13 protein-coding genes are annotated in these 15,254 nt (G+C 30.7%); 3 read left to right on the top strand and 10 right to left on the bottom strand.

Annotated elements, in window-relative coordinates; translation table 11 throughout:
- Positions 1-6 precede the first annotated feature (6 nt).
- The 6 genes from BUB70_RS02180 to BUB70_RS02155 all read right to left on the bottom strand — a co-directional run bounded on the left by BUB70_RS02180 (position 7) and on the right by BUB70_RS02155 (position 7,321).
- On the bottom strand, positions 7-504 hold the full coding sequence (locus BUB70_RS02180; RefSeq protein WP_073118045.1) for a DUF3575 domain-containing protein: 498 nt from the start codon (positions 502-504) through the stop codon (positions 7-9).
- A gap of 56 nt (positions 505-560) precedes the next feature.
- On the bottom strand, positions 561-3,947 hold the full coding sequence (locus BUB70_RS02175) for a hypothetical protein (protein ID WP_073118044.1): 3,387 nt from the start codon (positions 3,945-3,947) through the stop codon (positions 561-563).
- An 82-nt stretch (positions 3,948-4,029) separates the two neighbouring features.
- Positions 4,030-5,007 (bottom strand): polyprenyl synthetase family protein, encoded by a 978-nt coding sequence (locus BUB70_RS02170; RefSeq protein ID WP_073118043.1) that lies wholly within the window; start codon positions 5,005-5,007, stop codon positions 4,030-4,032.
- Between the two features lie 43 nt (positions 5,008-5,050).
- Positions 5,051-5,548, bottom strand: a complete 498-nt coding sequence (gene purE / locus BUB70_RS02165; protein WP_073118042.1) for a 5-(carboxyamino)imidazole ribonucleotide mutase — start codon at positions 5,546-5,548, stop codon at positions 5,051-5,053.
- A 151-nt stretch (positions 5,549-5,699) separates the two neighbouring features.
- On the bottom strand, positions 5,700-6,848 hold the full coding sequence (locus BUB70_RS02160; protein WP_073118041.1) for a 5-(carboxyamino)imidazole ribonucleotide synthase: 1,149 nt from the start codon (positions 6,846-6,848) through the stop codon (positions 5,700-5,702).
- Between the two features lie 47 nt (positions 6,849-6,895).
- Positions 6,896-7,321, bottom strand: coding sequence for a hypothetical protein (locus BUB70_RS02155; protein ID WP_143155220.1), 426 nt, complete (start codon positions 7,319-7,321; stop codon positions 6,896-6,898).
- Positions 7,322-7,443: 122 nt separating this feature from the next.
- On the opposite strand from BUB70_RS02155, the gene greA reads away from it, so the two are divergent.
- The 3 genes from greA to BUB70_RS02140 all read left to right on the top strand — a co-directional run bounded on the left by greA (position 7,444) and on the right by BUB70_RS02140 (position 10,532).
- On the top strand, positions 7,444-7,917 hold the full coding sequence (greA, locus tag BUB70_RS02150; protein WP_073118039.1) for a transcription elongation factor GreA: 474 nt from the start codon (positions 7,444-7,446) through the stop codon (positions 7,915-7,917).
- A gap of 64 nt (positions 7,918-7,981) precedes the next feature.
- Positions 7,982-8,368 carry an HIT family protein gene (locus tag BUB70_RS02145; RefSeq protein WP_073118038.1) on the top strand — a complete coding sequence of 129 codons (387 nt, stop codon included), beginning with the start codon at positions 7,982-7,984 and terminating at the stop codon, positions 8,366-8,368.
- Between the two features lie 151 nt (positions 8,369-8,519).
- Positions 8,520-10,532: a beta-N-acetylhexosaminidase gene (locus BUB70_RS02140; protein WP_073118037.1), complete on the top strand. Its 2,013-nt coding sequence runs from the start codon at positions 8,520-8,522 to the stop codon at positions 10,530-10,532.
- Here BUB70_RS02140 and BUB70_RS02135 read toward each other — a convergent pair whose 3' ends face one another.
- From BUB70_RS02135 to BUB70_RS02120, 4 genes are read right to left on the bottom strand one after another with little or no spacing between them, the layout of a single operon-like run.
- The gene (locus BUB70_RS02135) at positions 10,533-11,678 is read right to left on the bottom strand and encodes a sensor histidine kinase (protein WP_073118036.1); all 1,146 of its coding nucleotides are present in this window, start codon (positions 11,676-11,678) and stop codon (positions 10,533-10,535) included.
- 4 nt (positions 11,679-11,682) lie between these two features.
- On the bottom strand, positions 11,683-12,144 hold the full coding sequence (locus BUB70_RS02130) for an RNA methyltransferase (RefSeq protein WP_073118035.1): 462 nt from the start codon (positions 12,142-12,144) through the stop codon (positions 11,683-11,685).
- Complete coding sequence (locus tag BUB70_RS02125; RefSeq protein ID WP_073118034.1) at positions 12,137-14,629, bottom strand: DUF3857 domain-containing protein; 2,493 nt, start codon at positions 14,627-14,629, stop codon at positions 12,137-12,139. Before BUB70_RS02125 ends, BUB70_RS02130 begins: the two co-directional genes overlap by 8 nt.
- Before the next feature lie 11 nt (positions 14,630-14,640).
- On the bottom strand, positions 14,641-15,252 hold the full coding sequence (locus BUB70_RS02120; protein WP_073118033.1) for a trimeric intracellular cation channel family protein: 612 nt from the start codon (positions 15,250-15,252) through the stop codon (positions 14,641-14,643).
- Positions 15,253-15,254: the final 2 nt, after the last annotated feature.

The raw sequence follows: 15,254 nt of genomic DNA, 5'->3' as shown, positions 1-15,254 counted from the left end.
ATTTTTTTAGAATTGTTTACCTACGCTAATTCCAAATCTTGGAACAAATTGTCTAGAAACACTAGAATTAAATAAATTTCTACCAATTCCAGCATTGATTTCAAAAATATAGCCATTTCTAGAAATATGTTTGGCTCCAGCTCCTAGGCCTAATGCAAAATCTGAGTAATTTTTAGTGTCTCCAAATTCATCTTCTTCAGTTTCTGCAAAATTAAAGGTTCCAAATAGCTCACCAAAAACATCAAACCCTCCTGTATCAGTTAAAAATTGACGAAAATACGGGGTGATTTGAAAATCTTCATTATACCTGAAATCATTACTTTTAGGCTCAAAGTTGATGAATACAGAAAGTCCCATAGAGGCTTCATCATTTAATTGATGCTCATAAGAAACATCTAAAGTTCTTAAGACTAAAATATCTAAAAGGTCAACTTTAATTTCGCTGTTTTGTGCAGAAATATTTAGTGTACACAACAAAACAAACAGAAATAATACTTTTTTCATGGGTAAATTTTTATAGTTCAAAAATAGGTCATTTTTATGAGGTCGCCTAATTCCTTTTAAAAGTTAGCTCTTAATTGTATGCTCCCAGTATTTATGGCATTACTAGCGGTATTTTTTCGTCCATTGTAGCTAATACTAAGGTCTAACAATTGGGTTAGTTTTTTTTGTACAATTAAAGACCAAGTATAGTTTCTGTTGGGTTGTAATCCTTTTAAAATTCTATACGATGCAGGGGTGTTAATAGGTCCGTTGTAATTGTTTTCAATGATATTAACAGTGGCTATTATAGATCCTTTATTGGCATTGTTATAATTGTATTCTAAACCAAAATCATGACTTTTTAACGATTCTAATCCTAAATTATTATACTCATCTCTATAAGTATATTTGGTTTCTATGTTAGAAAATTCATCTTTTAAGAAGCTAACAGAGGGGTTGATTTCTTTAGAAAGAATATTAAAATTTCTACTGCTAAAGCCTGTACTTGTGTTGTTGTTGATTGCTGTATTTGCTGTGGTGGCAATAATCCAAGAACTTAAAATATTGTGTTGAAAATTAAGTTCGTGCATTCTTTGGGTTGAGGTTTGAAAATCACTACTAATATTTTGTGTGTTTTTGTTGTTCTGAAAAGTATAAGTAGTGCTGTAGTTTTGTAATCCCCTGTTAAAAAAGAAGCTGGTTCTTATGTTTTGTTGCAATCCAATTATTTGGTCGTTTTTAATGTCAAAAGGATTGATGTTGAATTTTTTTCCATCTTTTAATTGGTCTTTATTGATGAGAACACTAGACTGATTGGAAAAATGAGAAAGGGTGTTTAACCATTTTGATGCGTTGTTCTTAAATTGAATAAAATTGATAAATACAGATTGACTTAATTTTGCTTTTTGCGTTGCCACTCTGTTGATATTTGGCAATACTATACGTAAGTAATTGGCCTGATCGGAAAACTGTGCTACTTCAAACTCATCAAAATCTTTAATTTCGTTGTTGTTTAAATCGCCTAAATAAGTATAATATCCTTGTCCAGGTTCCACCTCTATATAAGTAAAGTTTTGTTGTGGGGTACTTCCCGATGTGGTTTCGTAAACCGTAGCCCAACGTAAAATATTTTTAAAAAATTGTTGTGTGTATTGAGCTCTCCCATTAAAAACATCCAAGTCATCAGTGTAAAAATGTTTTACTCTTCGGTAGTTGACAAATGTTTTTAATGAAGTTTTTTCTGTTTTAATTAGTTGGCTCTCTATAGAGTAATTATTTGCTTTTTGAACTTTTACAGATTGATTGTTGCGAACACTGTCTATTTGTGTAATGTCAAAACCAAATTTAGAATACACTTTGGTAGAATCTCCAATACCAAGAACCAATCCCGTTTTTATCAGTTTTTGATTATTGAGATTTAAAGTATTTGTTTGTATGTTTTCTTGTTGATTGTCCTCAAAATTGAACAAACCACTTATCCAAGCTTTTTTTAGTTGATATTTTAATGTAGAAAAGTTTCTAGCAAAATATCCTTCTTCAGAATTGTTGTTACTTTTTAAATAACTGGTTTGTGTGTTTAAAATAACTTTTCCAAAATGGTCATAAGAGTTTAATCCTGCTTTATACCCTGTAAAAATATCTCCTAGTTTTAAGTAATCAGTATTGAAAGTAATTTTATGTTGATTGTTGTTTTCAGTAACCAAAGCATTTCTAATATAGGTTTGATTTCCTAAAAAGTTAGGGGTTAAATTTACATCAATATTCCAGTCTCTATTAAATTCAGCATTGTACAAACCCTCTACATTATTAAATTGTTGTTGTACAAAATCCAAATCAAATAAATTATTGATTTTCCAATCACCGTTACTTATTTGTTGCTGCCAAGTTAAGGTAGTGGCCAACCCTTGATTTTGATTGTCATCTATGGTAGAAAATAAATTACGATCGTTATTACTATAAGCAACTTCTGAATTGATAAAGGAGTTGTCATTAACTTGATAACCTGCTTTTACCACTGCCATTTGTAGTTTAGTAGGAGCAATTAGTAAAGTTACGGGAGAATAATCACCCAAATTAGTTCCTACATATTCATAAATAGTTCCGGTAGCAGTGGTTTTATTGATGATATAATCTCCATTGTTATTCCCTACATAACTAAACTGTATGTTGAATAAATTAGCATTTTCATCGTTGCTAAACTCAAAATTACCATCATTGTTTTTAATATATTGAATTCTGTTTTCATCAAAACTTGCTTCAACAGCACTATTAGCAATCATTTGCGATGGATCGTTTCCGGCTTGTTGTAAAACTAGTTTTTGTTCATCACTTAAGTTTTGTTGAACAGGTTGGCTTTTAACATCATTTTCGTTGTAAAAATAAGTTCCAATTGTAAATTTTTCATTTTGATAAGTAGCTCCATCGTGGGTAACAAAACGATTATAATTTCTATCGCTGTATTGAAAATCAATAATAATTCTTTGAGAAGCGTTGATGGGGAAGGTAGGAGTAAAAGTAATTTCGGCCGTATTATAGTCAATGGTGTAATCGTGTTGTTCACCTCTTTTTAGGGTAATTCCATTTATATAAATGGTTTCACTACCAGAAATTACTACAATATTTTGCTCTCCGTTAATTCCAAACAATTTATAAGTTCCTTGATTTCCTTCTATAGCGCTAATGTTTTGTGTCGTAAACTTTCCTTTTACCAAAGCTCCAGAAGCGGTGATAAACGTTTTTTGATCTCCATCATCTAAAACAACATCAACCTTTGCTCCGTTAATTTTTTTAGTGAAATTTAAAAAGTAACTATCCTTATTTGATAAATCAACATCTCCAGCTTTAATGTTCCAGATGTCTGTAAATAATTCAATAAAAACACGGTCAAATTCATTAATACTTTGTGATACTCCGTTTTCTTGAATGGGTAAATTAGAATCTTTAATACTGGCTCTAATTTTTAAGTTTTCTGATAAATTTCCTGTGATTTGTAAATCTAATCCTGAGTTTAATACAGATCCTTGATTGTTTCCTACGGTAATTCCTCTGGTAATGTTTCCGTAAGTATTTAAGTCTCCAAAAAAATCACTTTTATCATAACTTTTTTCCAAAGAATAAGTGTTTGCTGAGGGAGTAGCTTTAGGGATAATTATTTTTTTATCAAACGGACTGTAAGTCTGTGTTAAAAAAGGAGGATAATTAAAATAGCTAACAGTTATTTGTTGAGGTGTTTTACTATAAAAATAAAGCTGTCCTTTTTGCGGATTAAAATAATATTGATCTGCTGAAATTATATTTCCATTAACATCTTTAACTTGAAAATTTATAGGGCTAATAGCAACATTTTCTAGTGTAATGGTGTCTTGACTAGTATTAAGATTTTTGGTCACACGGTTTTTGTTTACTATTTGTCCAAAAGAACTATAGCAGATAAAATAGAAGAAAATAAATTTGAATACTTTCATTATTTAACAAACCGTTGTAGAACTAATTTAGTGAACTATTTGTCAAAAAACGATGGTAAGGAATAAAGGAGTAAAAAACACCTTATTTTTTACGTTCTACCACGTAATCTATCATGGTTAATAATGATTCTTTGTATTCTGAATCTGGATAGGTGTTTAAAATATCTAAGGCTTTATTTTTATAATCGTGCATTTTTTTAGTGGTGTAAGCCAATCCATTATTGTCTTTTACAAATTGAATGACCTCTTTCACTCTCTTTTTATTTGTATTATGATTTTTAACAGAGTTGATTAACCATTTACGGTCTTTATCGCTACAATTATTTAAGGTGTGAATTAAAGGCAAAGTCATTTTTTGCTCTTTAATATCAATTCCAGTAGGTTTTCCGATTTGTTCTTCAGAATAATCAAACAAATCATCTTTTATTTGAAAAGCAATCCCGATGTATTCACCAAACAAACGCATTTTGTCAACCTCTTCTTTGTTGGCTCCTACAGAGGCTGCTCCAATTCCACAACAAGCAGCAATTAAAGTGGCGGTTTTTTGTCTGATGATTTCAAAATAAACATCTTCCGTAATATCTAAACGTCTGGCTTTTTCTATTTGTAACAATTCTCCTTCACTCATTTCTCGCACCGCGATAGAAATCAGTTTTAGAATGTCAAAATCATCATTGTCTATGCTTAGTAACAATCCTTTAGAGAGCAAAAAATCACCCACTAAAACAGCGATTTTATTTTTCCACAAAGCGTTGATAGAAAAGAAACCTCTACGTTTATTACTGTCATCAACCACATCATCGTGTACTAAGGTTGCGGTGTGAATTAATTCAATAACAGCAGCTCCTCTGTAAGTTCTTTCGTTAAAGTTTCCGTTAGAAACCATTTTAGCAACAAGAAACACAAACATTGGTCGCATTTGTTTACCTTTTCTACGAACAATGTAGTGGGTAATACGATTTAACAACGGTACTTTGGTAGCCATGGCTTCTTTGAATTTATCTTCAAAGGCAGCCATTTCTTTATAAATAGGTTGTTGAATGTGTTCTGTTATTTTCATTCCGTGAGGAGGCGTTATTAAGGTATAAACTTATGAAAAAGTTTTATTTTTCTTGTTGAGAAGATTTTACTCTTTCAGCAGCTTCAATTACTTTGGTTTTTAGTCCTTCTTTGTAAGCGACTATGCTGTCTAAAACAGTACTGTTGCTTGCTCCAATAATTTGAGCTGCTAAAATTCCTGCATTTTTTGCTCCGTTTAAGGCAACGGTTGCCACAGGAACTCCCCCTGGCATTTGTAGAATAGACAATACAGAATCCCAACCATCAATAGAATTGCTAGATTTTACTGGAACTCCAATCACAGGTAATGGACTCATACTAGCTACCATTCCTGGTAAATGTGCAGCACCACCAGCTCCTGCAATAATTACAGAAATGCCTCTTTTGTGAGCATTGGAAGAAAAGTCAAATAATTTTTCTGGAGTTCTGTGTGCAGAAACAATATCTACTTCAGTTTCTATTTCAAATTCTTTTAAAATATCAATGGCTTCTTGCATTACTGGTAAATCTGAATCAGACCCCATTACGATTGCTACTTTCATTGTTTTTAGTTTTTAAAGTTGAATAGTTTATAAAGTTAAAAAGTAGTTGTTTATATAAAACTTTTTAATCTTGTAGTAACTATTGCTGATTTTGTTCTGAAAGTAAGTTTTGTACAACTTTACAAACTTTTAACTTTCTAACTTTTATTACTTATTTTGATATTACTTTTACAGTGTTTTTAACCAATTCTGCTGTTTTACGAGCAATATTGATGTCTTTGTTTACAATGGTTACATGTCCCATTTTACGGAAAGGTTTGGTTATTTTTTTTCCATAAATATGAGGTGTAACACCGTCTATTTTTAAAATATCGGTAATGTTTTCATATACTACATTTCCTTCGTAACCTTCAGCACCTACCAAGTTAACCATAATTCCGGCTAATTTACTGTCTGTGTTTCCTAGGGGCAAATTTAAGATGGTACGTAAATGTTGTTCAAATTGACTGGTGTGTGATGCTTCAATACTATAATGTCCACTGTTGTGAGTTCTTGGAGCTACTTCGTTAATAATGATGTCATCATTTTCTGTTTGAAACATTTCCACGGCTAATAAGCCTACGTGTTTAAAAGCATTGGCAACATCCATAGCAACTCTACGTGCTTTAGCGGCTACTTCATCGCTAATACGAGCAGGGCAAATAACATATTCTACTTGGTTGGCTTCTGGATGAAATTCCATTTCTACCACAGGATACGTTTTAACTTTTCCATCTGCATTTCTGGCAACAATAACCGCTAATTCATTTTTAAAAGGAATTAGATCTTCGGTAATACATTCTGTATCTGGTAAATTGTTGATGTCATCAACTGAACGAACTATTTTAACCCCCATTCCGTCATATCCAAATTGAGCAGATTTCCATACAAATGGAAATTCAGTCAAGTTAGCTGCTTTTAATTCTGCTAAAGAATCAAAACGCTGATGAGGAGAAGTAGGAATGTTTTTTTCTTTGTAAAAGTCCTTTTGCTTTCCTTTGTGTTGAATGGTCTCAATCACGCTTGGTTGCGGATAAACTTTAACCCCTTCTTCTTCAAGTTTGTATAAGGCTTGAATGTTTACGTGTTCTATTTCTATGGTTAATACATCTACTTTTTTACCGAAACGATACACATCGTTGTAATCTAGTAGGTTACCAATAAAAAACTCGTTACAGTAAGGTGCGCAAGGAGCGTCTTTAGAGCTGTCTAAAATACAGGTATGAACATCAAATTTTTGAGTTTCTGCTAAAAGCATACGTCCTAATTGACCTCCGCCAAGAACTCCTAATTTAAAGTCAGAAGAAAAATAATTTTCCATGAAATAATATTTGGTGGCAAAAGTACGAATAATGAAGGAAATTCTGTTTAAAAATTGGTGATTCTCACCACCCCACCTTCAAGTTTTGTAGAGTATTCTCTTAAACCGTAGGTTGTTCCATTTTCTTTAATTGTAATTTGATATTGTGTAAAACTAATTTTTTTGTTTTCACAAGTGTTGCATGCCATAATTCCGCTATTGTCAATACTCATGGCTTCAAGACACTCTGTAGGGCAAGTAAGGTCAAAAGCTCTAAAATTTCCTCTACCATAATTAAAAAGGACTATGCCATTAGCATTATAACCTTGCCCGTTTGTTACATAAAAAGTTCCGTCTTGAGGTATAAAGGCAGGAGGAATAGTAATATCTACTCTAGTGTCTTCCGGTACAAATGTAGTAATGTCTTCTTGTTTAATACAAGAGGCGAGTATTAGAAAAAAACCAAATAAAACTGCTTTTTTAACTGAGCACATCATCTTTAAAATAATTATGTAGTAAAGATACAGCAATTTTTTAGCTTCCAATTAATTCCATATATTTGTGTATGTCTCATTTCCAAATGGTAATGAGATTTTTTTGTTAAAATATAAAGACGATGAGTGAAGTATCATACTATTCTGAAGAAGGATTTAAGAAATTAAAACAAGAATTAGAGTTTTTAGAGCAAACAGAACGCCCTAGAGTTTCTAATGAAATTGCGGAAGCTAGAGATAAGGGAGATTTGAGTGAAAATGCAGAATATCATGCTGCAAAGGAGGAACAATCTTTATTAGAACTAAAAATAGCAAAATTAAAAAATGTTGTAGCCAATGCTCGTATTTTAGATGAGTCACAAATTGATACTTCTAAAATATTAATCCACTCTAAGGTTAAATTAAAAAACATAGCCAATGGAATGGAATTTAATTATACTTTGGTAGCTGATTCGGAAACAGATATCAGGCAAGGAAAACTGTCTGTAAATTCTCCAATAGGAAAAGGATTATTGGGGCATAAACAAGGAGAAATTGCAGAAATTCAAGCTCCAAACGGGGTGATGAAATTTGAAATTGTTGAGATTTCTAGATAAGTTTTTCTAGTACAAAGTAATGAGTTTTAGTTGGTCATTAATTATTTACAATTAACTATTAAAAATGAGCATTTTTACCAAAATAATTAAAGAAGAAATCCCAAGTTATAAGATTGCAGAAAACGACGATTTTTTTGTTTTTTTAGATATCAATCCTAATGCGGCAGGACATACACTGGTAGTGCCTAAAAAAGAAGTAGACAAAGTTTTTGATCTAGAGGATGAATTGTATACCAAATTGTTTCAATATTCAAAAACCATTGCGGCTGCCATAGAAAAAGCAGTGCCTTGTAAAAGGGTAGGAATGTCTGTTATTGGTTTAGAAGTACCACACGTACATGTACATTTAATTCCGTTAAACCAAATGGCTGATGCTACTTTTGGAAAAAAAGAAAAATTAACGGAGTCAGAATTCAAAACTTTGGCTAAGAAAATTGCAAGTTATTTGTAATAAATTACTTAAATATAAAAATAAACCCCTTCTTGAGATAAAAATCAAGAAGGGGTTTGTTTTTTATACATGTTTAGGTGTTCTTTATCGAAAAAAAAATAGTCAGATAAGTTGTTAAATATATTTTTAATTAGATAATTAAGAACTTAAGATGAAAAAAATATTATTAATTGTTTTTTGTTTGGTTTTTTTGACTGGTTATAGTCAAAAACGATCAGATTTAAAATTAATGCCTTGGCCTAAACATATTCAAGTAACACATCAGAAATTTATTATTGATAAAAACTTTAAAGTTTCTGTAAATAGTGATAGAGGAATTATCTTAAAGTCAACCACAAATTTTATTAGAAGAATTACCAATAAATCGGGTGTTTTTATAGAGCAAGGTTTTGCAGAAGTGAATAATAACGATGCGCAATTGCATGTTAATTTTGATAAGATTTCTAATTTGGAGTTATCTAATGATGAGTCTTATTCTTTAGAGGTAAAAGAAGATCAAATAATCATACATGCTATAACAGATGTTGGTGCCTCATATGGATTGGAAACTTTAATACAATTGTTAAGTTTTAACAATGAGTATTTTTATTTCCCTACGGTAGAGATTAAAGATAGTCCAAGATTTAAATGGAGGGGTTTATTGATTGATACTGCTCGTCATTTTCAGCCCGTTGAGGTCTTAAAAAGAAATTTAAGAGCTATGGCAGCGGTGAAAATGAATGTTTTTCACTGGCATTTAACCGATGATCAGGGATTTAGAATTGAATCTAAAAAATTACCAAAATTAAATGAATTAGGTTCTGATGGATTGTATTACACACAGGAGCAAATTAAAGAAGTAGTGCAATATGCTTCTGATTTAGGAATTCGTGTATTGCCAGAAATTGATGTGCCTGGCCATGCTTCTTCAATTTTAGCTGCTTATCCTGAAATTGGAAGTAAAAAACAAGATTATAGGATTGAAAGATTTTCAGGAGTTTTTGATCCTACTTTAGATCCTACAAATGAACAAACTTATGTTTTTTTAGATACTTTAATTAGTGAAGTTGCTCCATTATTTAAAGATGTTTATTTTCATATTGGTGGAGATGAAAATGAAGGAAAGCATTGGGATGAAAATCAAAAAATCCAAACTTTTAAAAAGTTAAATCATTTAAAAACCAATCACGATTTACAAACTTATTTTAATATACGTTTAGAAAAAATATTAGAAAAATATGGTAAAAAGTTAATGGGTTGGGATGAGATTTTAACTCCACAAATACCAAAATCTGCTTTGATTCATTCTTGGAGAGGTGTAAATGAAGGATTGCCAAAAGGAGGAGCATTAATTAAAGCAGCAAAAGCAGGGTATCAAACGGTTTTGTCTACAGGTTTTTACATAGATAGAATGGAGTCTGTGGTAAAACATTATCAAACTAAACCCATTGGAAAAGCTGTCTTAACACCTGAAGAAAGAGCTAGAATTTTAGGTGGCGAGGCAACTATGTGGGCAGAATTGGTAACGCCAGCAACTATAGATTCTAGAATATGGCCAAGAACAGCCGCTATTGCTGAAAGGTTATGGTCTTCAAAAGAAGTGAATGATGTTGATTTTATGTTAAAAAGACTTTCAGAGATTAGTGTTGGCTTAGAAGATTTAGGATTGACACATATTAAAAACAGAGATGTTATTTTAAGAAATATTGCTAAGAGTGAATCTATAACATCAATAAAGCTGTTGGCTGATTTAAGTGAGCCTTTAAAGATTTATGCAAGAAATAAAGATGGAATAGAATACAAAACCTTTTCTCCTTTCATGCTGTTTGCAGATGCTTGTGTAGCTGATGCTAGCAAGGCTGTTTACTTTAATTGTTTGGTTCAAGATTATTTAAAGAATCCAACAGAGGGGTATAAAAACAAAATTATAAAGGAGTTTAAATCTTGGCAATTAGGATTTGCAAATTTTTCTAATTTAGAGGTGAATCCAAATTTGATGAGTTTAAAAAAGCAATATCAAAATGTTTTTAAAGTAGCTACATATGGAATTTCTTTTTTAAATGATAAGAAGAAAAATTTTTCAAAAAAAGAGTTAAGACGATTGTTGAAAGACTTAAAAGAACCTTGTGTGGATACTGAGCTGATGATTGTAGATAGTTTATATAAGTTGTTTAATCTTGAATAGTTATTTTGGAATGTTAATTTGAAAAGTGCTTCCTGTATGCTTCTGAGACTGCTTTACAAATACTTTTCCATTGTGGTATTTGTTAATAATTCTTTTTGTTAAAGAAAGTCCTAGTCCCCAGCCTCTAGTTTTTGTAGTAAAACCAGGTTCAAATATTTTTTTATGAAGGTTTTTAGGAATTCCTTTACCAGTATCTGTAATTAATATTTGAATTCCGGAATTAATATTGATTAGTTGGATATCAATATTCCCTTTGCCCTGCATGGCATCAATAGCATTTTTTATAATGTTTTCAAGAACCCACCCAAATAGATCTTTGTTCAGCATTATTTTAACTTCGTCAAAGGGTTTGTTGTAGTTAAACACAATGCTTTTTGAAGTTCTTATTTTAAAATATTCAATGGTTTTTTCAATAATCTCTGATGGGTTGTGGAGCTCAAGTATTGGTTTTGATCCTATTTTAGAAAAACGATTGGCAATAATGTTTAGATGTTCTATATCTTTTTCAATTTCGTTAATGTAGCTAGGGTTAACATTCTCTGTTCGTAAAATTTCTACCCAGCCTAATAAAGAAGACAAAGGAGTTCCTATTTGATGAGCAGTTTCCTTAGCCATACCACTCCATAATTTGTTTTTTTCTGAAATGGAAGAAGCGTTAAAAACTGCATAAATAATAAATAAAAACACAATAAAAATAAGGATTAATGCCAATGGGTAAAACCTAAGTTTATTTAGTATTTCTGAATGTGAGTAGTAAATGTATTGACTTTTAGTCTCCGATATGTTTATTTCTATAGGAAGATGTAAACCTTTCATCTCCTTCAGTTTTTCTCTTAAAACTTGATTTTTTTCCTCTGTTTTGTAATAGATGTTTTGATCTAAAAGAATGTTCTTTTGATCATCTGTTACAATCATCGGAATAGAGGTGTTGTTCTCTATAATTTTTACCAATAGGCTAATATCATCCTCTGGTTTTGCTTTGTTAAATTGAAAATAAGCATCTGCTAAAATTTCCATTTTAACAATTTCTTGTCTTTGGAATTCCTTAAAAAACTGATAGGTGTTCCATAAAATAATACTAACAATCCCGATGGCAATTAAAAGTAGTATTTGTTTAGCCCTAATAAAACGGAGAATAGAATTCATTTAGTTATAAGTTTATAGGTGTTTTAGCACCTCTATCATACATAATAATGCTGCCTGCAACAGCAACGTTTAAACTTAGGGTAGATTTAAATTTTACTAAAAAGTGAGATTTCTCAATAGCTTCATTTGACAAACCATGATCTTCTGCTCCTAATAAATATACACATCTTTTTGGATGTTGAAAAGTTTCTAAAGGCATTGCTTTGTCATCTAATTCAACGCCAACCAATACAGCGCTTTTAGGTAGGTGTTTATAGAACTCTTCAAAATTATCATAGTGGAAATAGGGCATTGCTCCTACGGCTTTATGAGTGTCACAGGCTTGCTTAGCGTATCGATTTCCAATGGTGTAAATAAAACTAGCTCCCATGTTTTGAGCAGACCTCCAAAGAACTCCTAAATTTTCAGGAGTTTTTCCGTTGTAAATACCAATACCAAAATAGCCTTGTTCTAAATTATTAACCATTTGCAGTTTTATAAATTTTTGTAAATGTATTTTGTGAATTTTCAGATAAAAAGAAATATGGGATCCAAATCAACATTGATATTAACTTAATAATAGTTTCTTTTGAAAATAGTTCAAATGTTTGATCGTCTATTAATATGCTAGCCAAGTAAGAATCAAGAATAGGAACTAATAAAGATAATGTATATAATAAACAGATCAGAACAGGAACGCTAGATCTTTTAGTATACAAATGTATGATTACCAATATAGAAAAACAAAAGAAACAACAATTGTATATGATTTCGGATGCTACAAGTGTAATTAAAGAAAAGGTGTTTTTACTTTTAAATTCTAATAAAGAATTCCAGGTATTAGCATTAAAAAAGCCTTGTTCTATAAAGTCAATAATTAGTATTATTGGAGTTATTGATATTCCAATGATAGGTAAAATCATCCACCCTCCAATTTTTGAATTTGAAGCATTTTCAATAGGTTTCGGATTAAATTTTTTGTGAATTTTTAATAAAAAGATTACGGAAAAAACAATTGATATTAAAGATAATAAAATAGTTAACCAGCTGATTTTAAATTCATTTTCGTGAGGATTGTATGTAAGTTGATAGTTGAAATTAGTGTTAATTTCACTATTTTTTTTCAAAAAATTATTTACCTCTTCTTTTTCTATATATTCTTGCAGTACCTCATATTCATGTTTAACTTCAATAGTTTTGAAAAGAGATTTTACGGTGTTTTTATAAGTAAAAATATTATTTTTAATTTCAGTGTATGAGTTTTCTGCATTCCATATTTCAGGAAGGAATAATGTAGATGTTTGAGAGTAAATATAAGGGCTGCTAATGTAATAGGGCATTGTTCTTTTTGAAGACTTAGGATAGTCTATTAAAGACTCTAAGACCAAAGGATATGTTTCGCAATATATATTTAAAGAGTCATTATCAACAGTTAACCAAAAATCTGGAATATTGTATTTTTCTTTTACTATAAATTCATTGACACTGGTTCTTGTAGTATCAATGAATTCTATTTTTTGAAGTTTTTCAATAGTGCTATACAAGTTACTATAATAATCTAAGTATTCTTTTTCAATGTCTGCTAATGCATAGTTGTCAAAATAACTTCTCATGTAATCAGCTTTAGATCCAGTGTATTTTGAAACGATTTCTAATCTTGATTTGCCACCAATAGAATCTATGTATATTTTTTCTTGAATATCTACAGTTGGCTTTAACGGAGATGGTATTTTGATTAAATCTTTTTCTCCTTTTTTTACCAATAAGCCGTAACAGTAATCTGGGAATGATATATTATTTAAGTCACCTCCTTGGTTAGAGATGGTTGGGTCTATAAAGTAATCTTTATCATTCAGTTTGAAGTTAACAACACAATGGTTAAAAACAATATTAGAAGGTGGTTTGTTTGCCGTAATGTGTTTGTTGTCACTGTGGAGAAGTAAAGGATATGCTTCAATATCAATTTGTCTTAATAGTGCTACCAATAAAAGAGACTTGTCTTTACAATCTCCATATCTTTGATTGTAAACTTTTTGAGGAGAGTGAGGTTTAAAGCCATTAATTCCACCTTCAAAACCTAGATATCTAATTTCGTCTTGAATAAATTGAACTAAATAAACGATTTTTTCTTCAATTGTTTTGTTCTCAGGAATACTTGGGAAATCTAATTTTTTATTTTTATCATATTCAAATAGAGGAATAGCCCATTTTACGACTTCTTCCCAGTTTGAAAAAGTTGTAAATAATACTTTTTTTTGCCCCTCAAACCAGTAAGGTACGTTGTTGTCGTACGTTATTTGTTCAGCTTTTATTTTGGTAAAACTATATTCAGTTCCATAAATAGTTTTTTTAATGTTTGGTTTAGGACAGTTTAAGTATGTCTTGAAGATAAGTTTTCTTTTTTTATCTGTAATTACTCTGTAGTTGACCTTCTCAACGGGAAAAGTATAATCTATATAAAAAGTATTACTGTAGTGTCCTTTGTTAACAGGATTGTTTCCAACAATTGAATAAGAATACTCAATAATGTCATCTACTCTTACATCGTGTAAGTTTATAATTGTTGAAAGTGAACCATCATATAAAGATCTTTCTGAATCTGTTTCTCGTTGAAGGGTTTGTATTTTAGAATCGGTTATTTTATTAATTTCCTCCCCTTCTCTAATAATAACAACACTGTGTAGTTTTAATCTTTCATAGGAGGGGTCATGTACAATTGTGATATCAGACATTTCTTGAATTCCTTCGGTGTTCAGAATTTTTATAGCATAATGTCTGTAATAAGTTTCTTCTGCAATATTGTCTTGTGAGTCACATAATAGATATCTGAATCCACCAACTTCTTTATCGGAATTGTCTGAAAAAGTTGTCTTTTTTACCCATGATGGGTTTTTAAACATCCTAGGATCATTGTTAGAGTGAGCAGTTAAAGTAATTAGCAGCGTAAGTATTATCAATTTTATTTTTTTCATAGCAGTGAAAATTATTGTCTTTTATAAATTGATGGTAGTGAAACATTGAAGAATACAGCAGTTAAACGTATAATAATGATAAAAAGTATAGGGATAATTTGTGAATAAGGATTTGGTACATTCAGCTTTATTAAAATTAAATACAAAAATCCACCTAAAATACTAGCTGTGGCATATATTTCTTTTTTAAATACTACTGGAATTCTGTTCACAACAATATCTCTAATAACTCCTCCAAAAACACCTGTAACAGTTCCTAGTAAGATACAAATAGAAGAGCTTAAGCCTGCTTCTAATCCTATCTGAACTCCTGTAATGGAAAATAATCCAAGACCCAAAGCATCATAAAAAAAGATGGGTTTGGTAAAAAAATTCATTTTAGATTTAAAAATCATTGCTACGGTTGCTCCAATCAGTACGGTGTAAATAATAGATGTATTGTAGAGCCAAAAGACTTGTCTATCTATTAAAATATCTCTAAGAGTTCCACCACCTACAGCTGTAATAAAGGCAACAATTAAAACCCCAAAAGGATCTAATCTTTTTTTCATGGCAATTAAAGCACCAGAAACTGCAAAAACAAAAGAACCAGAAATGTTAATGTATTCTATAATTGTATCCATAT

Source organism: Wenyingzhuangia marina, assembly GCF_900130035.1.
Lineage (GTDB): Bacteria > Bacteroidota > Bacteroidia > Flavobacteriales > Flavobacteriaceae > Wenyingzhuangia > Wenyingzhuangia marina.
Note: the sequence above shows the minus strand (reverse complement) of the source record. Positions and strands in the feature narration are given on the sequence as shown.

Coding starts and splice junctions, on each gene's coding strand:
- BUB70_RS02180 (WP_073118045.1), bottom strand. CDS start 504: ATGAAAAAAGTATTATTTCTGTTTGTTTTGTTGTGTACACTAAATATT.
- BUB70_RS02175 (WP_073118044.1), bottom strand. CDS start 3,947: ATGAAAGTATTCAAATTTATTTTCTTCTATTTTATCTGCTATAGTTCT.
- BUB70_RS02170 (WP_073118043.1), bottom strand. CDS start 5,007: ATGAAAATAACAGAACACATTCAACAACCTATTTATAAAGAAATGGCT.
- purE (WP_073118042.1), bottom strand. CDS start 5,548: ATGAAAGTAGCAATCGTAATGGGGTCTGATTCAGATTTACCAGTAATG.
- BUB70_RS02160 (WP_073118041.1), bottom strand. CDS start 6,848: ATGGAAAATTATTTTTCTTCTGACTTTAAATTAGGAGTTCTTGGCGGA.
- BUB70_RS02155 (WP_143155220.1), bottom strand. CDS start 7,321: ATGTGCTCAGTTAAAAAAGCAGTTTTATTTGGTTTTTTTCTAATACTC.
- greA (WP_073118039.1), top strand. CDS start 7,444: ATGAGTGAAGTATCATACTATTCTGAAGAAGGATTTAAGAAATTAAAA.
- BUB70_RS02145 (WP_073118038.1), top strand. CDS start 7,982: ATGAGCATTTTTACCAAAATAATTAAAGAAGAAATCCCAAGTTATAAG.
- BUB70_RS02140 (WP_073118037.1), top strand. CDS start 8,520: ATGAAAAAAATATTATTAATTGTTTTTTGTTTGGTTTTTTTGACTGGT.
- BUB70_RS02135 (WP_073118036.1), bottom strand. CDS start 11,678: ATGAATTCTATTCTCCGTTTTATTAGGGCTAAACAAATACTACTTTTA.
- BUB70_RS02130 (WP_073118035.1), bottom strand. CDS start 12,144: ATGGTTAATAATTTAGAACAAGGCTATTTTGGTATTGGTATTTACAAC.
- BUB70_RS02125 (WP_073118034.1), bottom strand. CDS start 14,629: ATGAAAAAAATAAAATTGATAATACTTACGCTGCTAATTACTTTAACT.
- BUB70_RS02120 (WP_073118033.1), bottom strand. CDS start 15,252: ATGGATACAATTATAGAATACATTAACATTTCTGGTTCTTTTGTTTTT.